The following is a 23,269-nucleotide window of genomic DNA, read 5'->3' on the forward strand; positions in this document are numbered from 1 at the left end:
GCCCGCGCCCCCGTAGCGCGGCGTCGGGCTCAATCGCCTGATCGACTGCGAAGATCCGCGGACAGCGCCGCGTAGATGTACTCGCTGCCCCAGCGGTCCCCGTCGAGGTCGTTCTCGACCAGGTGCGCCTCCCGGCGCATTCCGAGGCGCTCACAGACCCGCACGGACCCGGTGTTCTCCACATCCAGCCGTGCGTAGAGCCGGTGCGCGCCCAGCGTGCCGAAGGCGAACCCGGCCAGCGCCGCGGCCGCCTCGGTCGCGTAGCCGTGCCCCTGGTGACCCGGATCGAGAGTCCAGCCGATCTCGGCCTGGGCGGCGCGGGCATCGGCCAGGGTGAGGCTCACCTCGCCGAGGACGTCGGGCTCATCGCGCCGGCAGACGGCGAGCGCCAGCTTGTCCCCGTCGGCGCGCCAGACCGTCTGCGCCGCGCGCTCGGCGGCAACCTGCTCGCTGCGCTCACGTGTGTGCGCCGGCCGGTACAAGTAGCGCGCCACGCTCGGCAGGCTCTGGTAGGCGTACAGGTCGTCGGCGTCGCCGGGAGTGAACAGACGCAGTGACAACCGGGCCGTGGTCAACGGCAGCAGCGAGGCGACGTCCACACGGACCTCCGGGACGCGGATGCGGATCACATTGCGGACCGATTTTCACATCACGGCTGCCCGGCAGCCACGCCTTTTCACGAGCAGCGCCCGGCAGGCACTTCACCACGGGACGCGGCATGCCAGGGCTCGTTCGCCGCCCCACGCTCCTAGCCGATGAGGGTCCGCTTCGGGCGGACCACACAGAATTCGTTTCCCTCCGGGTCGACGAGTACGGTCCACGACTCGTCGCCGCGCTGTCCGACGTCCGCCCGGCGGGCACCGAGCGCGAGGATCCGCTCGATCTCGGCCTCCCGGTCCTCCGCGACGGTCGTCAGATCCAGATGCAGACGGTTCTTGACGACCTTGCGGTCGGTCACCGGCATGAAGCAGATGCCCACCGGGGCGTTCTCCTCCGGCCCGATCACGACCTCCCGCTCCCGCTCGGACAGGATCCGCCACCTCAGCACCTCGGCCCAGAACCGGGCCAGGGCAGGCAGATCATGGGCGTCGATGACGAGATGGTGCAGCGTCAGAGGCATGCCGGCGAGTATGCCCGCGAGCCACCGGAGGACACCCGCTAGCGCGCGTCCGGGCGTATCTCGGCCGTCGCCTCGATCCCGGCGATGATGATCCGCAGCCCGGTCTCGAAGTTCCGCTCGATGTCGCCGAAGAGCTCGGCACCGGCGCGCGCCGCGTACGGATAGCGGTCGCCGAGCCGCGCGGTGCGCTCGGCGTCGTCGTACGCCGGGTCGCGGTACTCCGGGTGGGCCGGATCAGGGTGGACCGACTGCTCCTCGATGACCAGACCGACGGTGAAGTTGTACGCCGTCCACCACGCCCGGACCGCGTCGGGGAAGGCGAAGCCCGCCCCGACGAGCCGCCGCAGGAAGACGTCGTACGGCTCGGCGTAGCCGTGGCCGACCATCCGGGTGCCGCTGAAGACCTTGGCGCCGTCGCGGTAGCCGAGCAGTCCGCGGCGCAGCCCGCGGCAGACCTCGGCCAACTGCTCCTGCCACGGGACGCCGGGCTCGGGCTCCAGCTCGACCAGCAGGGGGGTGGCCATCCGGCGCATCATCTCGGTGGCCATCTCGTCGAGGAGTTCCTGCTTGTTGCGGACGTGCCAGTAGAGCGCGGGAGCCTGGACGCCCAGCTCCGTGGCGATACGGCGGACGGTGAGCTTGTCGAGACCGACCTCGTTGAGCAGCCGGAGGGCGGTGTCCACCATCTTTTTCCGGTCGATGCGCGAAACCATGTTGACAACTTAACACCGTTAAGCGCAGCCTCGGAAGCATGGAACTTAACAACGTTAAGGACGCCGCTGCCGAAACCCCGGCCGCGACCGCCGCCCTCCTGCCCGCCCCCGCAGACTCCGGCAGCCAGGTCGACGTCCTCATCGCCGGGGCCGGCCCGACCGGCCTCGCCCTCGCCATCGACCTGACCCGCCGCGGCCTGCGCGCCCTCGTCGTCGAGCGGCAGCAGACCCTCTCCCCCGGCGCCCGCGGCACCGGCCACCAGCCGCGCTCCCTGGAGGTCTACGACGACCTCGGGCTGCTGGACGCCGTCCGGGCGGCGGGCGGCCCCTACCCGGAGATCGGCCTCTGGCGCGACGGCCGCCTTGTCGAATCCCTCACCGCCATCGAGCGGTACGAGCCGACGCCCGCCACCCCGTACGCCAACATCCTGATGGTGCCGCTCTTCCGCGCCGTCGAGCTGTTCCACGACCGGCTGCGGGAGCTGGGCGGCGAGGTCCGCTTCGGCACCGAACTCACCACGTTCGCCCAGGACACGGAGGGCGTGACCGCCACCCTCCGCGGGCCCGACGGCGCCTCGCGGCCGCTCCGCGCCCGCTATCTGGTCGCCGCCGACGGCGGCCGCAGCACCGTCCGCCGCGCCCTGGGCATCACCATGAGCGGGCCGTCCCTGGAGGAGGGCGCCGCGCTCCTCGCCGACCTCCGCGTCGACGGCCTCGACCGCGACCACTGGCACCGCTGGGTCCTGCCGGACGAGCGCGGCATGGTGATGATGCTCCCGCTGGCCCGCACCGACCTCTTCCAGGTGTTCGTCATCGTCCTGGACGAGACCCCGGACCCGAGCGAGGAAGGCACCCGCGCCGCCCTCGCCCGCCACACCCACCTCACCCCCGAGCAGATCGGCGAGGTGCGGTGGACCTCCGTCTACCGCCCCCGGGCCGCCCGCGCCGACACCTTCCGCGCCGGCCGCGTCTTCCTCGCCGGCGACGCCGCGCACATCCACTCCCCCGCCGGCGGCCAGGGCCTCAACACCGGTGTGCAGGACGCCTACAACCTCGGCTGGAAGCTCGGCCAGGTGCTCCGCCACGGCGCCCCCGACACCCTCCTCGACAGCTACGAGACCGAACGCCTGCCGATCGCCGACCACATCCTCGACACCAGCACCCGCCTCCACCGCAACCGCACCTGGCGCCGCAGCCGCGACCTCCACCAACTCGGCATCGGCTACCCCGACAGCCCGCTCACCCAGGAGCTGCGCCCACACGTCCCCGCGTCCGCCCCCCACGCCGGCGACCGCGCCCCGGACGCCCCGTGCACCGCCCCCGACGGCACCCCCGTCCGCCTCTTCGACCTGCTCCGGGGGCCGCACTTCACCCTGCTGGCGCTGGGCGACGTCGAGCTGGACACCGCCGCCCTCCCGGCCGACCCGACCGTCCTCCGCCTCGTCCGCGCCGCGGGCCCGGCCCCCGACCTCCTCGACCCCCACGGCCATCTCCGGGACGCCTACGGCCCGGACTCCGCGCTCTACCTCATACGCCCTGACGGATATATCGCGTGGGCGGCACCGGCGGAGGGCGCGGAAGACCGTGTGGCGAAGGCCCTGCGGTCGTTCTTCGGGGAGGGGGCACTCGGGGCGGCGGGTTGAGGTGCGGCGCCCGCGCCCTCCGTCGGACCGTCAGCGGCGGCCGGGGAACGGCCGGTTCCCCGGCGCGCCGGGGGCGGGCCGGCGGGCGCACCGCCCGGTCCACACTCCCGTCGCCGCCCGGGCGCCCGGCGCCCCGCCGCGCGCCGGTTCTCACGCCCGCCCACGGCGAGGCGGCAGCGCCCGGGCGGGCCGAGCACAGGTGGGGCGATGGCAGAGCCGGCGGAGCGGACCGGCGGCATACCCGCGAAGGCCGGGCGCACCGCCCGGGACGCGGCGGACGCGGGCCGGATACCGGGCGCCCGGAATCCGGCGGAGCCCGCCGCACCCGGGACGGCAGGCACCCGGGAGGCCACCGCGGACCGGCCGCCGGGGGCCGGGGAGTCCGGCGGGCGCCTCCTCCCGGCGCTGCGCGCCCGCCTCCCCGGCCCCCGGGCCCTGGCCTGGTCGCTCTCCGCGGCCTGCTTCGTCCTCTACACCGTCGTCTCGCTGCTGCGCCACGGCCAGATGCTCAACGCGGGCTACGACCTGGGGATCTTCGAGCAGGCGATCCGCGCCTACGCCCACGGCCGGGCCCCGGTCGTGGAGTTGAAGGGCCCCGGCTTCAACCTGCTCGGGGACCACTTCCACCCGATCCCGGTGCTCGTCGCCCCCGTGTACCGGCTCTTCCCCGGCGCCACCACCCTGCTCGTCGTCCAGGCCGCCCTGATGGCGTCGGCCTGCTACCCGCTCACCCGGTGGGCGCACCGCGCGGCCGGGCCGGTCGCGGGGCTCGTCCGCGACGTTCACGCTGATCGCCGCGGCCGTCTATCCCTTCCACGACCTGGTGCTGCCCTCGGCCTGGCGCACCCCGGCGCACGTCCGTACCTCCGAGGAGGTCGCGGCGCGGATCCCGGACGGCGCGCGGGTCGCCTCGTCCAACCGGCTGGCGCCGCTGCTGACCGGCCGCACCACCGTCAGCCTGGTCTGCTTCGGCACCGGCCCCGCCCCCGCCGCGCCCACCGGCCTGCCCGCCCGGCTGCCGGACTGGGTGATCTCCGACCGCCACGACCCCACCGTCAAGACCCCCTGCCCGGCGGCCGGCACGGCCCGCATGCTCGACCTCTACCGCGCCCACGGCTACCGCCAGCTCACCGAAGAGGACGGCATCGTCCTGCTGAAACGACCGCCGGACACGCCCTGACCCGCGCATATACGACGGGGCCGTACGGGCGGCGATCCGCCCGTACGGCCCCGTCGAAGGGAAAGGGGGCTAGACGACCAGCGACAGCAGCAGCACGCAGGCGATGCCGACCACCGAGATCAGCGTCTCCATCACCGACCAGGTCTTGAGGGTCTGGCCGACGTTCATGCCGAAGTACTCCTTGACCATCCAGAAGCCGGCGTCGTTGACGTGGCTGAAGAACAGCGAGCCGGTGCCGATGGCGAGGACCAGCAGGGCGACATGGGTGCTGCTCATGTCGGCGGCGAGCGGGGCGACCAGGCCCGCCGCGGAGATGGTGGCCACCGTCGCGGAGCCGGTCGCCAGGCGGATGGCGACGGCGATCAGCCAGGCCAGCAGCAGCGCGGAGATGTTCCAGCCCTTGGAGATGTCCAGGATCATCTGGCCGACGCCCGCGTCCACCAGCGTCTGCTTGAAGCCGCCGCCGGCACCGACGATCAGCAGCACACCGGCGATGGGCCCGAGCGACGACTCGACGGTGGTGGCGATCCTGCCCTTGGTGAATCCGGCCGCGCGGCCCAGCGTGAACATCGCGACGACGACACCGGTCAGCAGCGCGATCATCGGGGAGCCGATGACGTCGAAGACCCGCTGCACGGAGTCCTTCGGATCGTCGATGACGATGTCCACCAGCGCCTTGGCCAGCATCATCACGACCGGCAGCAGCACGGTGGCGACGGTGACGCCGAACCGCGGGCGCTTCGCCAGCTCGGCCGAGGCGCGCTCGGGGATCATGTTCTCGGGCGGCTTGATGTCGACCCAGCGGGCGGCGTAGCGGGAGAACAGCGGCCCGGCGACGATCGCGGTGGGGATCGCCACGACGACGCCGAGGGCGAGGGTGATGCCGAGGTTGGCGCCGACCGCGTCGATCGCGACGAGCGGCCCGGGGTGCGGCGGGATCAGGCCGTGCATCACGGAGAGTCCGGCCAGGGCGGGGATGCCGATGCGCATCAGGGAGAAGTTGCCGCGCTTGGCGACGAGCAGAACCACCGGGATCAGCAGCACGATGCCGACCTCGAAGAAGATCGGCAGCCCGACGACGCAGGCGATCAGCACCATCGCCCAGGGCATCGACCGCCGGTTCGCCTTCGCCAGGATCGTGTCGACGATCTCGTCGGCGCCCCCGGAGTCCGCGAGCAGCTTGCCGAGGATCGCACCGAGGGCGATGAGCACGCCCGTGCCGGCGACCGTCGAGCCCAGTCCGGTGGAGAAGCTGGCGATGGCCTTGTCGAGCGGCGCCCCGGCGGCCGCGCCGAGCACCAGCGAACCGATGATCAGCGACAGGAAGGCATGCAGCTTGAACTTGGTGATGAGCACAACGATGACGGCGATGCCCGCCAGAACGGCGATGCCCAGCTGCGCATGACCGGCCGAGGTGATCGGCTCGACCGCGTCCGCTGCGAGCATCTCGACGCTGAGATGAGTCACGGCGATTCCTAGGAGGAAGGGGAGGTGAGGGAGGGGTGGGCCCTTGGGGGCGGGCCCGGGGGTCAGACGGCGGGGACGCGGAGCGCGTCGGCCGCGCGGGCGGCGATCTCCTCGGGGGTGCCCGAGACGTCCACCGCGACGCCGCGTTCGTCGGCGCCGAGGGGTTCGAGGGTGGCGAACTGCGAGTCGAGCAGCGCGGTCGGCATGAAGTGGCCCCTGCGCTCGGCCATCCGGCGCTCGATCAGCGCGCGGTCGCCGCTGAGGTGGAGGAAGACCACCTCGGGGGCGGCGGCGCGCAGCCGGTCGCGGTAGCCGCGCTTGAGGGCGGAGCAGCTGACCACGCCGCCGTGGCCGGCCCGCTCATGAGCCCAGGCGCCGATGGCGTCCAGCCACGGGCCGCGGTCGGCGTCGTCCAGCGGGGTCCCGGCGGTCATCTTGGCGATGTTGGCCGGCGGGTGGAAGTCGTCGCCCTCGGCGTACGGCACGCCGAGCGCCTGCGCGACCAGCGGGCCGATCGTCGTCTTGCCGGTGCCGGCAACTCCCATCACGACGATGACGTGGGGCGTGCTCATTCCCGGGTACCTCGCTGTCTTCTTCGACCTCGGTGGGACACCCCACTGAAACCCATTACGTATGACTTATTCAAGAGAGTGTGGCGCAAACGTCATACTTAAAGTGCCAGTCGGGCGGAACGTAGGGTGATCCCCATGGAGAACCAGGGGCAGGGGCCGCACACACGGGTGCTCGAAGCCCTCGGTCCGGCGATCACCGCGGGCGATCATCCGCCGGGCACGGTCCTGCGCACCGAAGAGCTGGCGGCGGAGTTCGACGTCTCCCGCACCGTCGTCCGCGAGGTGATCCGGGTCCTGGAATCCATGCGGCTGGTGACCTCCCGCCGCCGCGTCGGCGTGACGGTCCTGCCGGCCGAGGAGTGGAACGTCTACGACCCACGGGTCATCAGCTGGCGGCTGGCCGGACGCGACCGCCCCCGGCAGCTGCGCTCGCTGACCGTGCTGCGCTCCGCCGTCGAACCGGTCGCCGCGGGGCTCGCCGCCCTCCACGCCGACCCCGCCCAGTGCGCCGCGCTCACCGAACACGCCATGGGCATGGTCGCCACCTCCCGCGGCCAGCAGCTCGACGCGTATCTGGTGCACGACACCGCGTTCCACCGTGTGGTGCTGACCGCCTCCGGCAACGAGATGTTCGCCCGGCTCGGCGACGTCGTCGCCGCGGTGCTGACCGGCCGCACCGCCCACCATGTGATGTTCACCGACCCGGACCCGGCGGCGGTCTCGCTGCACGTCCAGGTCGCCGAGGCGGTACGGGTCGGGGACGCGGCGCGCGCCGAGGAGCTGACGCGTCAGATCACGGTCGGCGCCATGGCCGAACTGGACGTGCTCGCGCCGTAACGGGCCCGGGGCGCACTGCTCAGAACAGCGGCTGCTGGCCGGGGAACGGCGGCTCCTCCGGGTCGAAGAGCTTCTCCGCCGGCGCCATCATCGGGGCGATCCGCCGCGACCCCGGGCAGGAGACCAGCTCCAGCACCGTGCGCCGCCCGGGCGGGTCGTGACGGGCGAAGCGGCCGCCGACGACGGCGATCTCTCGGGTGCAGACGGGGCACGCGCGGCGGGGTGACGACATGCCACCAGTGTGACGCAGCCCCCGCACCCCCCGCCCGGCGGCCGGACCGTCGCCCCGGACACCGCGGAACGGCGACGCCGGACGGGCGCGGGCACGAGGGGAAGAGGTCCGCGGAGCGCGGGAGAAGTGGGGGGCGCGGGCAGGGCCGGGGGAACGTGCCCCGCCCGCGCCAGGTGCGCGAGGTGCCTGGGTACGGGGGGAACCCGGCCCGCGCGCCGCCGATGACCAGTCGGCTCACTCAGTACTGCGCCGGGCGCCGCAAAAACGTCACACCGAAGCGGGAGCCGTGCCGTTCCCGCCGGTGGAGGGCGTCACCGTCACGGTGTCCGAGGGCTCCGGGGAGCTGGGGACGGGGTCCGGGGCGCCGGGTGCGGAGGGCTCGGGTGCGGTGGACGGTTGTCCGTCACCCTCCTCGTCGCCGCCGTGGCCACCGCCCTGGCCGCTGCCCGCGCCGCCGTCACCGTTGCCGTTGCCGCCGCCACCGCCGCTGCCCTGGCCGCCGCCGCTGCCGCCGCCGCTGCCCTGCTGCTGGAGATAGCGGCGGCAGAACGCGTGGATCCTCGCCGGGCCCCCGGCGGCACGCTCCAGACGCTGGAGGGTTTCGCGGTCCATGTCGCCGCGCTTGCCCGCCTCGTAGTCGCGGCAGAGCGCCAGCACCACCGCGCGCGGCTCCGCCGAACCGTTCTTGCCGTTGCCGGGCACACCGGGTGCCCCACGGCCCGGGCTCCCGGTGGTGGCCGACGGCGGCGGGGTGGTCGTGCCGTGCGAGGCGTCCGGGGTCGGGGATTCCGTCGCGTCGCCGGTCGGCCGCTCCCCCGCCGTCGCGTCCGGCGAGCCGGGGAGTGTGGTGCCGGGGTCCGGGGATTCGAGGGTGCCGGGGCTGACGTCCGTGGAGACGCTGGAGGCCGGATCGGGGCCGGGCCGGAAGGGGCTGGGCAGCACGCCCGTACCGGCGGCGACCGCCACCCCGCCGAGCGCGCAGGCCGCCAGCGCCACCGCGAGACCGCGCCGGAAGGGCCGGGCGAGACCGGCGCGGGCCGCCGGGCGGGACGGTTCGGCGGGGTGGGCCCGTCGGAAGGCGGCGACGGCTGCTTCCTCCCCGGGCAGCGGCCCGGCGTCCGGCCCGGCGGAGGCGGCGCCGTCCAGCAACCGGGCGAGTTCCTGCGCGCCGTGTGCGGTGGTGCCGACCGGCTCGCCGCGCAGCAGGCGCTCCGCGGCATCGTTGTCGAGCCAGTTGTACCGGTCGTCGGCCATCACATGTCCTTCTGCGTTCGCGCGGCCGTTTCCGTCACACCCGGTACGTACGATTCCGCCACGCCGTCACGGCGTCTTCGCCCCTGTACGGGGACCCCGCCCATCGTTCCACCACCCCCGCGCGGTCCGCCCCGCGCCCGGCGGGCCGGGGCACCGTCCGCCGCGCCGTCGCCCTCGGTGACGGGCCCCGCTTCCGCCCCGTCCTCGCCCTCCGCCCGGTCGCCGAGGAGTTCGGCCAGGCGGCGCAGCCCGCGGTGGGCGGCCGTGCGCACCGCGCCGGGCCGCTTGCCGAGGACCTTCGCGGTGCTCTTGGCGTCCAGCCCGACGACGACCCGCAGCACCACCGCCTCCGCCTGGTCCTGCGGGAGCGCGGCGATCAGCCGCAGCGCGCGGCCGGTGCCGAGGGCGGCGAGCGCCTCGCCCTCGGTGTCGGAGAGTGCCGGGGTGCCGACGAGTTCGCTCTCGTCGCCGCCGCTCACCGGGCGGCGGCCGCGCATCCGGATGTGGTCCAGGGCGCGGTTACGGGCGATCCGGGCCGCCCAGCCGCGGAACCGGTCGGCGTCCCCCTTGAACCGGCCCAGGTCACGGGTGATCTGGAGCCACGACTCCGACGCCACGTCCTCCGCGTCCGCCTCGCCCACCAGCGTCCGCACATAGCCGAGGAGCCTGGGGTGCACCGCACGGTAGACCGCGCGGAACGCCGCCTCGTCGCCGTCCTGTGCCGCCTGCACGGCAGCGGTCAGCCGGGTGTCGTCCGGCTGAGTGTCGTCCCCTCGCACGGGTCCATTCCTGTCACGTGCGGAATCTCCGCTGCCCGGTCCTTGCTGCTGCCCCACTGCCCGCTACCGGCTGCCGCCTCCGGCGACGGCGGCGGAACCCCCGGTAACCCCGATGGTCCCGCAGACGGTATACCGGCTGATCACCGCGGTCCTCCGCGGGCCCGGAATCCGCCGCGGACGGCCCGGGACGTACTGCGCGTACCGCGCGTACCGATCCATCGAACCCCCCGTTGACGGCGGCCCGGCTCCGGCCGCGGCAGACGTACGACAAGCGCGCCGACCGGCGCGAAGTGGCACGTTACGGGCCTCGCCCGGCCGCCGTCCAGACCGCTGGGGTGCGGCCTTCCGCACCCCCTGTGACGCTTTTGGCGCGTACGGCGCTGTATCGGTTGAGGGGTCCGCGACGGGCCTCTCCCGCGAACGACGGCCGGGGCCTCTCCTGTGGGGGGTGGCGGCCCCGGCCGTCCCGCGCGCCCCGCCGGGCGGGTTCGCGCCGGGGCCGTCTCTCAGCTCCTGCTGGCCACCTTCGTCGCCAGCTCCTTGAAGTCCGTCCAGCTCATCGAGGGTTTCCGCGGATCCCACACCTTCTGCGACAGCGCCGCCAGCGGCATCCGGATGCCCTGGGCGATCTGCTGCGGCGTCTGGGCGTGCGACAGGTCGCACCAGATCGCGAAGCGGGCGCCCGGGATGCGGTCCGGGGTGGTCATGCTCGCCGGGACGTCGACGGGCGAGGTGTGGCGCAGCACCGCGGGCGTCCACTCGCGGAAGATCCGCTCACCGGTCGGATAGGTGAACTGATTCGGCTCGCCGAGGACGTAGTAGAGGTACTCGTCGTTGAGGTTGACCACGTTGCGGCCCTCACGCAGGAAGGTGGCCGGATCGTTGGCGCCGATCTCCTTGCCGGTCCAGTAGCCGACGGTGCGGTTCTTGTCCGCCTGGACGCGCGTGTCCTTGAAGAAGCCGTCGTTCCACGCCTCGATCCGGTCGCGCCCGGCCTTCTCGGCGGCGCGCTGCCGGTCGTTGAGCCAGCCGGTCGCCAGGTCCTCGATGGTGCCGTTCGCCCCGTACTTCTTCCGGGCGGCCTGCGCCAGGCCCGGGTAGGAAGCGGCGGGGTCGGAGACCGTCAGCGCCTGGTACTCGTCGCCGCCCAGATGCCAGTAGGCGGCGGCGCCCTTGGGCACCTCGAAGAGCTTCCCGTACTCGCCGATCAGGTCGTCGATGAGCTTCCCGGCGGCGGGCTTGGAGATGTCGATCGCGCCGCGCAGCACCGTCCCGCTCGCGTTGCGCAGCTGGAGGTCGGGGTGGTGGTCGAGGACGGCGCCGAGGTGTCCGGGCGAGTCGATCTCGGGGACGACGCTGATGTGGCGGGAGTGTGCGAGGCGCAGGATGCGGCGGACCTCGTCCTTGGTCAGATGCTCCTTGGAAACGATCTCCGGGTGGCTGTCGCTCTCGATGCGGAAGCCCTGGTCGTCGGAGAAGTGCAGCTGGAACTGGTTGAGCTTGAGGTCGCCCAGCTCCCGGATCCGGTCCTCGATCCAGCTGGCGGTGAACGGTTTGCGGGCGTTGTCCAGCAGCATCCCGCGCTGCGCCCGGTCCGGCCGGTCCTCGATCGTGCCCTCCGGCAGCCCGCCGGCGGCGCGGACCGCCTGTTTGACGGTCCGGGTGGCGTAGAAGATGCCGGCGTCGGTGGGGGCGGCGAGGGTGAGCCGGGAGCCGCGGGCGGTCAGCGTGTACGCCTCGTCGGCGGTGTTGCCCGTGGGCGCGTTGTCCGGCCGCTCCGGGAGCCCCTTGCCGTTCGTCCCGGCGAGCTTCACCTCGACGTCCCCGGGGCGGACCGGCTCGTCGCCCCAGACCACGGGCATCCCGCCCAGATCCTGGCCGAGCAGCCGCGCCTCGTCGGCGACGGTGCTCTTCTCCCCGGCGGGCACCACGATCCGGGCGCCCTTGGACGGCCGCCAGCCCTGCCCGTCGGCCGGCCGGAAGTCCCGTACGGCGGGGACGGTGCGCGGGGGGCCGGTGACCTTCTGCCAGGAGGGGGTGGGCAGCGGGGACGCCCCGCGACCGGTGGCGCCCGGCGCCTGGGAGTCCGCCGCGTCGGAGCAGGCGGACAGGGTGAGCGCGGCGGCCACCAGCACGGCGGGCAGCGCCGCCCGGGCCACCGGCGACCGGCCGCCGGCCCGCACCGGACACTTCCCCGGCCGCCGCGCGCCCGGCGGCGCATTCTCCGGTGCCGCCTTCGTCCGTTCAGGGCGTCCGGACCGACTCGGGTAGGACATCGTGCGCTCCTCACTGCTCGGTTCTCTGCTCGCTGTGCCGCGGCTCCCGCGGCCGGCCGCGCCGGTACGGGGAGCGCGGGTCCCGCCGCGTCCCGGGGCGCCGTCTCCCGGGGGCGGGCCCCGGCGGCGGCGCCCGCCCGGCGCGGCGGGCCGCCCCCGGCGCACGGGCCCGCGCACGGGCCCGCGGGCGGGCCCCGTCGTGCCGGCGGCGGTCCCTGGGGCGTGTCCCTGACGTCCCGTCGTGAACCGGACGGAAGATCAGGGACACGTCCTAGGGAAAACCTCTCTCATCCGGGTGAAATTCGCGCATCCGTCGGACAGCGGCCATCCCGCGTCGTTACGGTGGCGTTTCGGTTCATCACACCGCGCGCAGGGTGTCCGGATCTCCGGACGGCCCCGGCCGACGCCTCCGTCGCCATGACACGCCCCGGCCGCCGCGCCAGCGATCCGAAGCCCGCACCGCCTCCGTCAGCCGCCGCACCCCGGCCGCCCGCACCACCCCGCTCGTCCGATCCTCCCGAGGAGCCTCCGCTGTCCGGTGACACCCCGGCCGCCCGGCCGACGATGCTGCGCCCGCCGTGCGCGCCCTGGAGCCGCATACCCTCGCAGAGCCACGGCGCCCGGCCCCCGCTTTCGGACACCGCCGTGCCCACCACCTTCAACGCGCTGCCGCCCAAGGACGCCCTGGCCGCGCTGCTGACCTGCTGCGGAAGCCTCCGCTGGGCCCAGCGGCTGGCCCGGCACCGGCCGTATCCGGACCTCGGCGCGCTGCTCGCCGCCTCCGACGAGGGCTGCTACGACCTCTCCGCCGCCGACCTGGACGAGGCGCTGGCCGCCGAATCGGCCTCCCCCATGCCGCCGCTCGGCGCCCGCGGCCCGGGCACCCTCGCCGCACACACCGCGCTGCGCGCCGCCCACGCCGAGTACGAGCGCCGCTTCCGCCACGCCTTCGTGATCTGCCTCGACGGCTACGGCGAGGACGAGGTCCTGGATCAGATGCTGGCCGGTATCCGCACCCGGCTGGGCCACGACCCGGACGAGGAGCGGGCGGTGGCCGCGGATGAGCTGCGCCGCACGGTTCGCGGGCGTTTGGCACGCTATATCACGGGATGCCCATAACATCCCGTTTTGCTCTTGCGTGATAGCCCGTTGGTGGCTGTTTGATCACACCTGCAGGGCCCCGGGGCAATGAACCGACAAGGCGTCGCTACGATGACCAGGGCCGGTGGACCGTATCCGGCCGGGCCAGACCGACAGAGAAGCCGGCAGGCCCCAATCCCCGCTCCCGGAGGGTTTTTCCGTGCCGGCTGGAACGCTGTACCGCGGCCGGGAAGGCATGTGGTCCTGGGTGGCTCACCGAGTCACTGGCGTCCTCATCTTCTTCTTCCTGTTCGTGCACGTCCTCGACACCGCTCTCGTCCGCGTCTCGCCCGAGGCGTACGACGACGTCGTCGCGACGTACAAGACACCCATCGTCAATGTGCTGGAGTACGGCCTCGTCGCCGCGATCCTCTTCCACGCACTCAACGGTCTCCGCGTCATCGCCGTGGACTTCTGGTCCAAGGGCCCGAAGTACCAGAAGCAGATGCTGTGGACCGTTGTGGGCGTCTGGGTCGTGCTCATGGCCGGTGCCTTCTACCCCGTGCTGCAGCACACCCTGCGCACGCTGTTCGGGAGCTGATGACGCGAGATGTCTGCTGAAACGACCTCCCCCGCGGGTGCCTCCGACGTCGCCCTCTACGACGTGGACAACCCGGCACCGGTCATCGAGCCGCCCCGGAAGCGCACCGGGAAGACCCCGAAGTCGACGCGGACCAACTTCGAGCTGTACGGCTGGCTCTTCATGCGGCTGTCCGGCATCGTGCTGGTCGTCCTGGTCCTCGGCCACCTGCTGATCCAGCTGGTGCTGGACGGCGGCGTCTCCAAGATCGGCTTCGCCTTCGTGGCCGGCCGCTGGGCCTCGCCGTTCTGGCAGGTCTGGGACCTCCTGATGCTGTGGCTCGCGATGCTGCACGGCGCCAACGGCCTGCGTACGGTCATCAACGACTACGCCCAGCGGGACAACACCCGCTTCTGGCTGAAGATGCTGCTGTACACCGCCACGGTGTTCACCGTCCTCCTGGGCACGCTGGTGATCTTCACCTTCGACCCGAACATCCGCTAACGCCGGGGCTGACGAGACCTATGAAGATCCACAAGTACGACACCGTCATCGTCGGCGCCGGCGGCGCGGGCATGCGCGCGGCGATCGAATCGACGAAGCGCAGCCGCACCGCGGTCCTGACGAAGCTCTACCCGACCCGCTCCCACACCGGCGCGGCGCAGGGCGGCATGGCCGCCGCCCTGGCCAACGTCGAGGAGGACAACTGGGAGTGGCACACCTTCGACACGATCAAGGGCGGCGACTACCTGGTCGACCAGGACGCCGCCGAGATCCTGGCGAAGGAGGCCATCGACGCCGTTCTCGACCTGGAGAAGATGGGCCTGCCGTTCGGCCGTACGCCCAAGGGCGAGATCGACCAGCGCCGGTTCGGCGGTCACTCCCGCAACCACGGCGAGGCCCCGGTCCGCCGTGCCTGCTACTCGGGCGACCGCACCGGCCACATGATCCTCCAGACGCTGTACCAGAACTGCGTCAAGGAGGGCGTGGAGTTCTTCAACGAGTTCTACGTCCTGGACCAGCTGGTCGTCGAAGAGGACGGCGTCAAGAAGTCCGCCGGCGTCGTCGCCTACGAGCTGGCCACCGGCGAGATCCACGTCTTCCAGGCGAAGTCGGTCATCTACGCCTCGGGCGGCACCGGCAAGTTCTTCAAGGTGACGTCGAACGCCCACACGCTGACCGGTGACGGCCAGGCCGCCTGCTACCGCCGCGGGCTGCCGCTGGAGGACATGGAGTTCTTCCAGTTCCACCCGACCGGCATCTGGCGCATGGGCATCCTGCTGACGGAGGGCGCCCGTGGTGAGGGCGGCATCCTCCGCAACAAGGACGGCGAGCGCTTCATGGAGAAGTACGCGCCGGTCATGAAGGACCTCGCCTCGCGTGACGTCGTCTCGCGCTCCATCTACACGGAGATCCGCGAGGGCCGCGGCTGCGGTCCCGAGGGCGACCACGTCTACCTCGACCTCACGCACCTCCCGCCGGAGCAGCTGGACGCCAAGCTGCCCGACATCACCGAGTTCGCGCGGACCTACCTCGGTATCGAGCCCTACACGGACCCGATCCCGATCCAGCCGACCGCGCACTACGCCATGGGCGGCATCCCGACCAACGTCGAGGGTGAGGTCCTCTCGGACAACACCACCGTCGTCCCGGGCCTGTACGCCGCCGGCGAGGTCGCCTGCGTCTCCGTGCACGGCGCCAACCGCCTGGGCACCAACTCGCTGCTGGACATCAACGTGTTCGGCCGCCGGGCGGGCATCGCCGCCGCCGAGTACTCCGCGGGCCACGACTTCGTCGAGCTGCCCGAGGACCCGGCGCAGCAGGTCGTCGACCAGGTCGAGCGGCTGCGGAACTCCACCGGCACCGAGCGCGTCACCGAGCTCCGCAAGGAGCTGCAGGAGTGCATGGACGCCAACGTGATGGTGTTCCGCACCGAGCAGACGATCAAGACCGCGGTCGAGAAGATCGGCGAGCTGCGTGAGCGCTACCTGAACGTGTCCATCCAGGACAAGGGCAAGCGGTTCAACACCGACCTGCTGGAGGCCATCGAGCTGGGCAACCTCCTCGACCTGGCCGAGGTCATGGCGGTCTCCGCCCTGGCCCGTAAGGAGTCCCGCGGCGGTCACTACCGCGAGGACTTCCCGAACCGCGACGACGTCAACTTCATGCGGCACACCATGGCGTACCGCGAGGTCGGCGCGGACGGCAAGGAGTCGATCCGTCTCGACTACAAGCCGGTCGTCCAGACCCGCTACCAGCCGATGGAGCGTAAGTACTGATGAGCACCCCGACTCTCGACAAGCACTCCGCGGCGCTGGACGCGGCCGAGAACACCGCTTCCCACACGATCAAGGTCACCTTCCGGATCCGCCGGTTCAACCCGGAGGTCTCGGAGGAGGCGAGCTGGCAGGACTTCGAGCTCGACATCGACCCGAAGGAGCGTGTCCTCGACGCCCTCCACAAGATCAAGTGGGACCAGGACGGCACCCTGACGTTCCGCCGTTCCTGCGCCCACGGCATCTGCGGTTCCGACGCCATGCGCATCAACGGCAAGAACCGCCTGGCGTGCAAGACGCTGATCAAGGACATCAACCCGCAGAAGCCGATCACGATCGAGGCCATAAAGGGCCTGACGGTCCTCAAGGACCTGGTCGTGGACATGGAGCCGTTCTTCCAGGCGTACCGCGATGTGATGCCCTTCCTGATCACCAAGGGCAACGAGCCGACCCGCGAGCGCCTGCAGTCCCCCGAGGACCGCGAGCGCTTCGACGACACCACCAAGTGCATCCTGTGCGCCGCGTGCACGTCGTCCTGCCCGGTGTTCTGGAACGACGGTCAGTACTTCGGCCCCGCCGCGATCGTCAACGCGCACCGCTTCATCTTCGACAGCCGTGACGAGGGTGGCGAGCAGCGTCTCGAAATCCTCAACGACAAGGACGGCGTCTGGCGCTGCCGTACGACCTTCAACTGCACGGACGCCTGCCCGCGCGGTATCGAGGTCACCAAGGCCATCCAGGAGGTCAAGCGAGCGCTGATCACCCGGCGCTTCTGACCCCTCACGAGCCGGACGCCACACCGTGGCTGAAGGCCCGGGCTTCACAGGAAGAACCCCGCATCCGGATTCCCGGATGCGGGGTTCTTCACGTCGTAGGTCGGGTGAGGCGACAGGCGCGCGGCCCGGCGGTGTCGTCGCGCGGCAGCCATGCCGAGGGCGGTGACGTCGTGCGGCAGCCATGCCGAGGGCGGTGTCGTCGCGCGGCAGCCATGCCGAGGGCGGTGGCGGTCGGGTGAGTGGGTGAGCGTGCGCCCGGCCCGGCTACCGCCTGCGGGCCGCCGACGCGCCCGCCGTCACCTTCTCCAGGAACTCGTCCAGATTCCGCGTCATCCGCGCGATCCGCTCCTCGACCGGCAGCGCCTCCTCGTACCGCGCGGCGAGCTGCGAACGCTTCTTCCCGCGGACGTACAGCGAACAGGCGAGGTCGGCGCAGAAATAGGCGCCCACGGTGTTCCCCTCCCGCCCGGAGGCGCCCGCGCGGCGGGCGGCGAGCAGACTGACGCCGGAGCCGGGGTGCCCCGTGAGGCACACCGAGCAGACCGTCGTCTTCGTGAAGCTCCGCCGCACCCCCTGCGGCACCCGCAGCGTGACCCCCACCAGCCCGTCCGCCCGCGGCACCACCAGATAGCTCCGGTCCGGCGCCCCCTGGTCCCGCCACCCGAGGAAGTCGAGGTCCTCCCACGGCAGCTCTCCCAGCTCCCGGGGCAGATTGATCCTGCTCGCCTCCCCCTTCGAGCAGTTCACGAACGACGCACGGATCTCTTTTTCACCTACGGGGTCCATGACCAGGAACGTAACAGCGACCCCCCGGGCGTGTCGTCCGGTTTTCTCCGCCCCCGTCCCACGCCACGGGGGCCCTCGCCACACCCCACGCCCGGACCGAGCCGCCGCCCACCCGCACAACGGCCGAGGCCGCCACCCGATGTCGGGCGGCGGCCTCGGCCGTGTCCGCTGCAGTCGCTCCGGGCCTCAGCCCCAGGACTGACCACCCGCGTTCCCCTTACGCCGCGCAAGGGCCACACCACCGATGATCACACCGAGCACGATCACCACACCCAACCCGATACCGCCGTACAGCAGCACCGCCTGCTTCCCACCCATCGGCGGGTCGGGATCCTGCCCCTTGTCCGCCCCGGCGACAACCGGCGTCTTCGACGCCTTCCCCTCCGGCATGGGGAGCGGGCCGGCGGCGGGGCCGGCGGGGATGTCCTTCGTCAGCGCCACCAGCGGCTTGATGAAGCCGTAGCCGTAGTGGGCGTCAGGGAGCTTGAGTCCGTTCTTCTCCACCGACGCCGGCAGTCCGGCGGTCTTCACCAGGCGGTTGGCGATCTGCCCCGGCGTGAGGTCCGGGAACTTCTCCCTGAGAAGCGCGGCGGACGCGGAGACGTAGGCGGAGGAAATGGAGGTACCACTGGACTTGCCGTAGCTCGAGCTGTCGCCGCCGAGGACGGGCGCATCCACTCCCGGGGCCAGGAGATCCACGGTGGAGTTGAAGTTACCGCCGTCCCAGGCCGTGCCGCTCTCGTCCACCGCGCCCACACCGATCACGCCGGGGCAGGCCGCAGGATAGTTCTTCTTGGGCAGGGCGTCGTTGCCGACCGCCGCAACCACGACCACGCCCTTCTCCACCGCGTAGTGCACCGACTCGCACATGTCCGGAACGTGTTTGGAGACACCGATGGACATGTTGACGACGTCCGCTCCGTGGTCAGCCGCGTAACGCACCGCCTCAGGAACCGCGTTGTGCTCTTCCAGCGGAAGGATCTTGGCATCCGGCGCCAGACCGCGCAGGCCCTGTTGGCCGCCTGCTCCATGTCCGTGCCCCGCGATGAGGGCCGACATGCTGGTGCCGTGCGTCCGCACATCCTCGCCCGGCAGCACCTGCGTCTGACCTTCGACACCTCCGCTGAACTTCTTCAGCGGAAGGAACTTCCCGGTGAGGTCCTGCTGTTCCAAGTGGAAGCCCGCGTCGATGACGGCCACCGTGACGCCCTTGCCCGTGGCCTGCTCATGGATGTTCGCCGCTTCAAAGGCAGTGAGCGGCCACTGACTGTTGCCGTGCTCGTCCGCAGCGGCCCACCCACCGGTGCCGAGGAAAAGCGCTCCGGTCAGCGCAGCACCAACGGTCGCGCGAAGGGTACGTGTGACCCTCATGCCTTGCTCCTCACTTGCTTCGTCCCGGGCGGCAGCCGACCGCCTGCGAAGGTGCCCCGCACCAGGCCGTGCGGGGCACCTCTGAGCACCGGCAGGTCCGCCGGAGCCGTCGTCTCCTGCTACTCGATCACGCGGGGCGCCACATTACGCTGCGAGGTCCACGTCTCTTCGTCCTCGACAAGGTAGTCGGGACGCTCCTTGCCTTCACGCTTCTTGTCTTTCTTCCCCTTGCCCGCGGCACCGCCCATGCCCGCGCCGCCCTGGGCTCCGCCGCGGCTGCGGTGCAGACCGGCGCCGCCCTGCTTCAGGCCGCCGGCCGGGCCGCCGGGCTTGCCCTTCGCGCCGCCGGGGACGCGCGGGGCGCCACTTCCCGCACCCGGTATCCCTGAACGTCCGGCACCAGGGCCGAGCCGCATGGCTCCCCCTACGCCACCGGCCATTCCCGGCATGAATCCCACAGGCACGGCCCCGCCGGAGCCGCCGCCGGTGGTGGCACCGCCGCCGCCATGACCTGATCCGAAGGTGCCGCCGGCGTTTCCGGGGGCAGGTGTCAAGGTGCCGCCCTGGACTCCGTCAAGGCCGGTGGTGGGCGACGGTCCGAGCGACTTGATGTTCCCCAAACCGTCGCGCCGGATGCCGCTGCCCGAACCATGGGGCGTCGCCGTGGTCACACGCGGGTGATCGCCTCCGATCGTCGGCATGTTGACGGGCTGATGGGGCTTGTAATCCGTGGGAGGGGTGGGCCAATCGCTCCCGGGGCCGGGGGGCTCGCCGGGGTTGAACTGGTTCTGGTGCCCGCGGTAGTTCGCGGCCAGTTCTTCCATCACGATGACCGCTTCGACCTGGCGTTCCTTACTCAACGAGAGCTTGTCACGGTTGAGTTCAAGGGCCATCTTGGCGTCCATCTTGGGGTTCGCCATGTCCTTGTGGAACTGGGAGTCGTCACCCGAAGAGTTGAACGCGCTCTCGACCTTGCCCGGATCCTTGATCTTGGCCATGGTCTTCTTGGCCTCACGCAAGCTGTGGGCGACACCGTACTCAGGCCCCATGGCCCGGCTTCCGATGAGCATGGCCTCGACGTTGCGGGCGTGGCCGTAGGTGCGGTCGATCTTCACCAGGACCTTGCCCGCCTCGCGCCGGAACGCGTCGGCGGCCGTGCCGCGCCAGTGCTGCGAAGCGTGCTCCACTGCATCGACGAATGCCTTTCGGATCCCGCCTCGGCCGTCCTGGCCCGCGAGCCGGTCGGCCGATGCCCGCCAATGGTCGCCGGACCGCTCCAGAGCCTCCGGAGAAGCACTCTCCACCATCTTCCGCAACGCGTTGATGCCGTGGTGATGGAAGTCCGAACTGGACTTCTTGACGGGCTTGTACCCGTCGAACTGCTTCATCCCCTCGGTGCGGTGCTTCTCATCGATCTGCTTCGCGTACGCCTTGTTGCCGTCGTTGTCCATCGGGCCCGGCATGATCTTCTCCCCCTGGTCATCGCCGATACAGCTGCCCTCGCCGAGGTCAGCTACTCATCGATGTCTTCGTCTCTTGCTCCTGGTCGGCGTATGCACCATGGCTGCGCTCGGCTTTCCCGCCGAAGTCCCGGATGAGGTCCTGGAGGGCGGTGATGACCTGTGTCATGTAGTTCTGCATCTCGTCGTGCGCACTGCTGATCTCATGAGCTTCGTCGAAGTCGATGCCGAACGCCGACTTGGGGATCGTCGTGCTGTATTTGATCTTCTGGTTCGGCTCGTCCATGTCGGCCTGCAGGTGCTTGAGCCGGCGCACGACTCCGTCCAGCTCGTCGAGATCGACTTGAAACTTCTCGCCCACCGTGACCACTCCCCCGTTGTCCTGCATTTCGCGCCCCGCCGAGCTTCTCTAAGGGCAGCGTAAAGAGTGTCAATACTAGGGAGTTAGGGCCCGCTCGGGCAACATCGAAAGTCCTGATGTGTCCGATTTAGTGCCAGATGGTGCCACGCTCCGTAGAGGTGTTGTTACCAAGTCGAGGCAACCTTCCGCACGGTCGGTACATCAGGGCAAGCGCACGGCGCCCCACGCCGAAGGCGCCTGCCAACTCGGCTTCTCCGGTGGCGAAGTGGGGATCTGGAGGCAGGGAGGCCGCATCCGTCGCCCCCCGTCGACACCTCGACGGCAAAGCGCGGGGCGAGGGCGGGATACTGGAAGTCCCTTCGCCTTAGTAAAGGAGCTTATTCATGAAGCTCAGCCGTTCCGTTTCGTGGTTCCTGCTCGCCTTCGGTGTGTGGTCCTGGGTGGTGTGGGTCACCTTTGCCAAGAACCTGGTCAAGGATGCCAGTGGGCTCGCCTTTGACGGGGCGGGGAATCCGACCGGGTATTTCTGGGTGCATCTCGTGTTGGCGATTACTTCTTTCCTTCTGGGAACGGCGATCGGTGTGATCGGTTTCCGTGGGGTACGGGCACATGCGCGGCTTCGGGAGAACGCATAGCGGTCCGGGACCGTTGCGGCGCGCCTTCGGATGGCGAGGGGGCGCAACCCGGCGGGCGTCCGCGTCATCCAACAGGGAGGCGACAGCGGCGGCACCGGTCCGGCCTGTCCTTCCGCCTGGTCGCCGTCTTGTGTCGAGTGACCGCGGAAGGTGATCCAGTGAGCCGGTTTGAGCGCCCCGGGGCGGACGAGGGCCGGGGCCCGGGGCGGGAGAACGTCGCGACGGCCCGTACCGGGGCAAGAATGCGCAGGGTGGCGGGCGGTGGAGCAGGGGTGGCGGGTACGTTCGCGAGCGTGTCGATGATGTTCTCCTCCTCGGTTCCCTCGCCCGCGCCTCGTGGGGCCTTCCGCAGGGGCGCCGTGTCCGCCCCCGGTGGCTCCCCGGACGGAGCCCCGGGCGGTGCGGTCCCGGGCCCCCGTACGGCGCCCGCCGCCGCGCCCCGTGTCCCTGCCCCGCGTGGGCGCCGTGCCGTCTCCGCGCTCGCCCTGTCCGCGCTGCTGGTACCGCCCGTGGTGGCCGGCGGTACCGCGTACGCCGCGGACGGTGGCGGGGAGAAGCAGCCGAAGGATCCGGCGCCACCTGCGGTGATGTCGCGGGTGGGGGGTGAGCGGCTGGGCGTGCCGGGTGTGCAGGTGCAGCTGAAGGACGGGGCGCCGAAGGTGCCGAGGGGGATCTCGGCGCGGTCGTGGATCGTGTCCGACGCGGAGTCCGGTGAGGTGCTGGCGGCGAAGAATCCGCACTGGCAGCTGCCGCCGGCCAGCACGTTGAAGATGCTGTTCGCCGATACGGTTCTGCCGAAGTTCCCCAAGGGCGAGAAGTACACGGTCAAGCCGGCGGATCTGGAGGGGATGGGCGCGGGCAGCAGCCTGGTCGGGATAAAGGAGAACCTGACGTACACCGTCCACGACCTGTGGCTGGGGGTCTTCCTGCGGTCCGGCAACGACGCGGTGCACACGCTCTCGGCGATGAACGGCGGTACGGAGGCGACGGTCGCGGAGATGCGGCAGCGGGCCAAGGACCTGAACGCCGTCGACACCCATGTGGTCACGCCGGACGGCTACGACGCGCCGGGCCAGGTCTCCAGCGCGTACGACCTGAGCCTGTTCGCGCGTGCCGGGCTGCAGAACGCCGACTTCCGGGAGTACTGCGCGACGGCGACCGCGCAGTTCCCCGGAGACAAGGGCAAGGGCGGCAAGCGGGAGACGTTCGGGATCCAGAACACCAACCGGCTGCTCACCGGCGCTCCCGGCCTCCAGCCGTACCCGGGGATCGCCGGGGTGAAGAACGGCTACACGACGCACGCCGGGAACACCCTCACCGCCGTCGCCCAGCACGGGGCGCGCAAGCTGCTGGTCACCCTCATGAATCCGTCGAAGGAGGAGCCCAACGAGTCGTACAAGGAGACCGCGGCGCTCTTCGACTGGGGTTTCGAGGCGGCGGGCAAGGTCGAGCCGGTCGGGCGGCTGGTCGGGCCGCGGAGCGAGGAGGGCGACGCGTCGGCCGCCGGGCACCACGGCGCCGCCGGCGACGACGGCAAGTCCGGGAAGGGCCAGGACCCCTCCGCGCTGGAGGCGACCGATTCGTCGGGCGGGGCGTGGACGGCGGTCGGGGTGGCCGGCGGTGCGCTGGTCGTGGTGGGGGCGGTGGCCCTCGTGGTGCGCCGTCGCCGGCCGTTGCCGGAGGCGGTACGGCGTGAGGCGCGGCGGCGCCGGTGAAGTGGGGCGGGGTCGGGATCGGGGTCAGGGCCGTCAGCTGAGGCGGGCCCGTGGGGACCGTCCCGTAGGGCGCATCCCGTAGGGCGCATCCCGTAGGGCGCATCCCGTAAGGGTTCGGCGGCCCCCTTGCGGGCCAACTACCCGCCGGGCCAGCGG

General features: G+C 71.6%; 23 protein-coding genes and 1 pseudogene. 11 read left to right on the forward strand and 13 right to left on the reverse strand.

Features of this window, described 5'->3' with window-relative positions:
• Positions 1-29 precede the first annotated feature (29 nt).
• From ACF1BH_RS02835 to ACF1BH_RS02845, 3 genes are all read right to left on the reverse strand, one after another.
• The gene (locus ACF1BH_RS02835; protein WP_391640996.1) at positions 30-599 is read right to left on the reverse strand and encodes a GNAT family N-acetyltransferase; all 570 of its coding nucleotides are present in this window, start codon (positions 597-599) and stop codon (positions 30-32) included.
• 149 nt (positions 600-748) lie between these two features.
• The gene (locus tag ACF1BH_RS02840) at positions 749-1,120 is read right to left on the reverse strand and encodes a VOC family protein (protein ID WP_391640588.1); all 372 of its coding nucleotides are present in this window, start codon (positions 1,118-1,120) and stop codon (positions 749-751) included.
• A 38-nt stretch (positions 1,121-1,158) separates the two neighbouring features.
• Positions 1,159-1,833: a TetR/AcrR family transcriptional regulator C-terminal domain-containing protein gene (locus tag ACF1BH_RS02845; RefSeq protein ID WP_391640589.1), complete on the reverse strand. Its 675-nt coding sequence runs from the start codon at positions 1,831-1,833 to the stop codon at positions 1,159-1,161.
• A gap of 38 nt (positions 1,834-1,871) precedes the next feature.
• On the opposite strand from ACF1BH_RS02845, the gene ACF1BH_RS02850 reads away from it, so the two are divergent.
• From ACF1BH_RS02850 to ACF1BH_RS02860, 3 genes and pseudogenes are all read left to right on the forward strand, one after another.
• Positions 1,872-3,476: an FAD-dependent monooxygenase gene (locus ACF1BH_RS02850; protein WP_391640590.1), complete on the forward strand. Its 1,605-nt coding sequence runs from the start codon at positions 1,872-1,874 to the stop codon at positions 3,474-3,476.
• Between the two features lie 504 nt (positions 3,477-3,980).
• A pseudogene (locus ACF1BH_RS02855) lies at positions 3,981-4,166 on the forward strand (DUF2079 domain-containing protein); the annotation flags it as partial.
• A 133-nt stretch (positions 4,167-4,299) separates the two neighbouring features.
• Positions 4,300-4,656 (forward strand): DUF2079 domain-containing protein, encoded by a 357-nt coding sequence (locus ACF1BH_RS02860; protein ID WP_391640591.1) that lies wholly within the window; start codon positions 4,300-4,302, stop codon positions 4,654-4,656.
• 69 nt (positions 4,657-4,725) lie between these two features.
• Here the strand turns inward: ACF1BH_RS02860 and ACF1BH_RS02865 are convergent, their stop codons facing one another.
• Together ACF1BH_RS02865 and ACF1BH_RS02870 are read right to left on the reverse strand one after the other, a co-directional pair.
• Complete coding sequence (locus ACF1BH_RS02865; protein WP_391640592.1) at positions 4,726-6,123, reverse strand: gluconate:H+ symporter; 1,398 nt, start codon at positions 6,121-6,123, stop codon at positions 4,726-4,728.
• 62 nt (positions 6,124-6,185) lie between these two features.
• The gene (locus tag ACF1BH_RS02870) at positions 6,186-6,695 is read right to left on the reverse strand and encodes a gluconokinase (RefSeq protein WP_391640593.1); all 510 of its coding nucleotides are present in this window, start codon (positions 6,693-6,695) and stop codon (positions 6,186-6,188) included.
• Positions 6,696-6,830: 135 nt separating this feature from the next.
• Here ACF1BH_RS02870 and ACF1BH_RS02875 point away from each other — a divergent pair, with 135 nt between their 5' ends.
• Positions 6,831-7,532 (forward strand): FadR/GntR family transcriptional regulator, encoded by a 702-nt coding sequence (locus tag ACF1BH_RS02875; RefSeq protein WP_391640594.1) that lies wholly within the window; start codon positions 6,831-6,833, stop codon positions 7,530-7,532.
• A gap of 19 nt (positions 7,533-7,551) precedes the next feature.
• Here ACF1BH_RS02875 and ACF1BH_RS02880 read toward each other — a convergent pair whose 3' ends face one another.
• The 4 genes from ACF1BH_RS02880 to ACF1BH_RS02895 form a co-directional block, all read right to left on the reverse strand.
• Entirely contained in the window at positions 7,552-7,764 is a 213-nt protein-coding gene (locus ACF1BH_RS02880; protein ID WP_030284618.1) for a hypothetical protein, read from the reverse strand.
• Positions 7,765-8,031: 267 nt separating this feature from the next.
• Positions 8,032-9,018 (reverse strand): hypothetical protein, encoded by a 987-nt coding sequence (locus tag ACF1BH_RS02885; RefSeq protein WP_391640595.1) that lies wholly within the window; start codon positions 9,016-9,018, stop codon positions 8,032-8,034.
• Positions 9,018-9,797 carry an RNA polymerase sigma factor gene (locus ACF1BH_RS02890; protein WP_391640596.1) on the reverse strand — a complete coding sequence of 260 codons (780 nt, stop codon included), beginning with the start codon at positions 9,795-9,797 and terminating at the stop codon, positions 9,018-9,020. The genes ACF1BH_RS02885 and ACF1BH_RS02890 overlap by 1 nt, the downstream gene beginning before the upstream one ends.
• Before the next feature lie 506 nt (positions 9,798-10,303).
• On the reverse strand, positions 10,304-12,073 hold the full coding sequence (locus ACF1BH_RS02895; protein ID WP_391640597.1) for a glycoside hydrolase family 20 protein: 1,770 nt from the start codon (positions 12,071-12,073) through the stop codon (positions 10,304-10,306).
• A 645-nt stretch (positions 12,074-12,718) separates the two neighbouring features.
• On the opposite strand from ACF1BH_RS02895, the gene ACF1BH_RS02900 reads away from it, so the two are divergent.
• The 5 genes from ACF1BH_RS02900 (at position 12,719) to ACF1BH_RS02920 (ending at position 16,785) form a co-directional block, all read left to right on the forward strand.
• On the forward strand, positions 12,719-13,192 hold the full coding sequence (locus tag ACF1BH_RS02900; protein ID WP_391640598.1) for a 2-oxo-4-hydroxy-4-carboxy-5-ureidoimidazoline decarboxylase: 474 nt from the start codon (positions 12,719-12,721) through the stop codon (positions 13,190-13,192).
• Between the two features lie 181 nt (positions 13,193-13,373).
• Positions 13,374-13,754 carry a succinate dehydrogenase, cytochrome b556 subunit gene (gene sdhC, locus ACF1BH_RS02905; RefSeq protein WP_037678497.1) on the forward strand — a complete coding sequence of 127 codons (381 nt, stop codon included), beginning with the start codon at positions 13,374-13,376 and terminating at the stop codon, positions 13,752-13,754.
• Positions 13,755-13,763: 9 nt separating this feature from the next.
• On the forward strand, positions 13,764-14,237 hold the full coding sequence (locus ACF1BH_RS02910; protein WP_391640599.1) for a succinate dehydrogenase hydrophobic membrane anchor subunit: 474 nt from the start codon (positions 13,764-13,766) through the stop codon (positions 14,235-14,237).
• A gap of 20 nt (positions 14,238-14,257) precedes the next feature.
• Complete coding sequence (gene sdhA, locus ACF1BH_RS02915; RefSeq protein ID WP_391640600.1) at positions 14,258-16,012, forward strand: succinate dehydrogenase flavoprotein subunit; 1,755 nt, start codon at positions 14,258-14,260, stop codon at positions 16,010-16,012.
• Positions 16,012-16,785, forward strand: coding sequence for a succinate dehydrogenase iron-sulfur subunit (locus ACF1BH_RS02920; protein ID WP_030284601.1), 774 nt, complete (start codon positions 16,012-16,014; stop codon positions 16,783-16,785). The genes sdhA and ACF1BH_RS02920 overlap by 1 nt, the downstream gene beginning before the upstream one ends.
• Positions 16,786-17,049: 264 nt before the next feature.
• On the opposite strand, the gene ACF1BH_RS02925 is transcribed toward ACF1BH_RS02920, so the two are convergent.
• The 4 genes from ACF1BH_RS02925 to ACF1BH_RS02940 form a co-directional block, all read right to left on the reverse strand.
• Positions 17,050-17,571, reverse strand: a complete 522-nt coding sequence (locus ACF1BH_RS02925) for an FBP domain-containing protein (RefSeq protein WP_391640601.1) — start codon at positions 17,569-17,571, stop codon at positions 17,050-17,052.
• 186 nt (positions 17,572-17,757) lie between these two features.
• Positions 17,758-18,942 (reverse strand): S8 family serine peptidase, encoded by a 1,185-nt coding sequence (locus ACF1BH_RS02930; protein WP_391640602.1) that lies wholly within the window; start codon positions 18,940-18,942, stop codon positions 17,758-17,760.
• A gap of 119 nt (positions 18,943-19,061) precedes the next feature.
• A complete protein-coding gene (locus ACF1BH_RS02935; RefSeq protein ID WP_391640603.1) occupies positions 19,062-20,393 on the reverse strand; it encodes a hypothetical protein in 1,332 nt (443 codons plus the stop codon).
• A gap of 58 nt (positions 20,394-20,451) precedes the next feature.
• Positions 20,452-20,763: a hypothetical protein gene (locus tag ACF1BH_RS02940; RefSeq protein ID WP_391640604.1), complete on the reverse strand. Its 312-nt coding sequence runs from the start codon at positions 20,761-20,763 to the stop codon at positions 20,452-20,454.
• Between the two features lie 383 nt (positions 20,764-21,146).
• Here ACF1BH_RS02940 and ACF1BH_RS02945 point away from each other — a divergent pair, with 383 nt between their 5' ends.
• The gene (locus tag ACF1BH_RS02945) at positions 21,147-21,398 is read left to right on the forward strand and encodes an SCO4848 family membrane protein (protein ID WP_391640605.1); all 252 of its coding nucleotides are present in this window, start codon (positions 21,147-21,149) and stop codon (positions 21,396-21,398) included.
• Positions 21,399-21,640: 242 nt separating this feature from the next.
• Positions 21,641-23,113 (forward strand): D-alanyl-D-alanine carboxypeptidase, encoded by a 1,473-nt coding sequence (locus ACF1BH_RS02950; protein WP_391640606.1) that lies wholly within the window; start codon positions 21,641-21,643, stop codon positions 23,111-23,113.
• Positions 23,114-23,269: the final 156 nt, after the last annotated feature.

It is taken from the genome of Streptomyces sp. NPDC014733, assembly GCF_043083385.1.
GTDB lineage: Bacteria > Actinomycetota > Actinomycetes > Streptomycetales > Streptomycetaceae > Streptomyces.

What these genes read in the sequence shown, in the direction of transcription:
- ACF1BH_RS02840 (WP_391640588.1), bottom strand. Translation starts at nt 1,120, where the DNA reads ATGCCTCTGACGCTGCACCATCTCGTCATCGACGCCCATGATCTGCCT.
- ACF1BH_RS02845 (WP_391640589.1), bottom strand. Translation starts at nt 1,833, where the DNA reads ATGGTTTCGCGCATCGACCGGAAAAAGATGGTGGACACCGCCCTCCGG.
- ACF1BH_RS02850 (WP_391640590.1), top strand. Translation starts at nt 1,872, where the DNA reads ATGGAACTTAACAACGTTAAGGACGCCGCTGCCGAAACCCCGGCCGCG.
- ACF1BH_RS02870 (WP_391640593.1), bottom strand. Translation starts at nt 6,695, where the DNA reads ATGAGCACGCCCCACGTCATCGTCGTGATGGGAGTTGCCGGCACCGGC.
- ACF1BH_RS02875 (WP_391640594.1), top strand. Translation starts at nt 6,831, where the DNA reads ATGGAGAACCAGGGGCAGGGGCCGCACACACGGGTGCTCGAAGCCCTC.
- ACF1BH_RS02880 (WP_030284618.1), bottom strand. Translation starts at nt 7,764, where the DNA reads ATGTCGTCACCCCGCCGCGCGTGCCCCGTCTGCACCCGAGAGATCGCC.
- ACF1BH_RS02885 (WP_391640595.1), bottom strand. Translation starts at nt 9,018, where the DNA reads ATGGCCGACGACCGGTACAACTGGCTCGACAACGATGCCGCGGAGCGC.
- ACF1BH_RS02895 (WP_391640597.1), bottom strand. Translation starts at nt 12,073, where the DNA reads ATGTCCTACCCGAGTCGGTCCGGACGCCCTGAACGGACGAAGGCGGCA.
- ACF1BH_RS02910 (WP_391640599.1), top strand. Translation starts at nt 13,764, where the DNA reads ATGTCTGCTGAAACGACCTCCCCCGCGGGTGCCTCCGACGTCGCCCTC.
- sdhA (WP_391640600.1), top strand. Translation starts at nt 14,258, where the DNA reads ATGAAGATCCACAAGTACGACACCGTCATCGTCGGCGCCGGCGGCGCG.
- ACF1BH_RS02920 (WP_030284601.1), top strand. Translation starts at nt 16,012, where the DNA reads ATGAGCACCCCGACTCTCGACAAGCACTCCGCGGCGCTGGACGCGGCC.
- ACF1BH_RS02925 (WP_391640601.1), bottom strand. Translation starts at nt 17,571, where the DNA reads ATGGACCCCGTAGGTGAAAAAGAGATCCGTGCGTCGTTCGTGAACTGC.
- ACF1BH_RS02930 (WP_391640602.1), bottom strand. Translation starts at nt 18,942, where the DNA reads ATGAGGGTCACACGTACCCTTCGCGCGACCGTTGGTGCTGCGCTGACC.
- ACF1BH_RS02935 (WP_391640603.1), bottom strand. Translation starts at nt 20,393, where the DNA reads ATGGACAACGACGGCAACAAGGCGTACGCGAAGCAGATCGATGAGAAG.
- ACF1BH_RS02945 (WP_391640605.1), top strand. Translation starts at nt 21,147, where the DNA reads ATGAAGCTCAGCCGTTCCGTTTCGTGGTTCCTGCTCGCCTTCGGTGTG.
- ACF1BH_RS02950 (WP_391640606.1), top strand. Translation starts at nt 21,641, where the DNA reads ATGCGCAGGGTGGCGGGCGGTGGAGCAGGGGTGGCGGGTACGTTCGCG.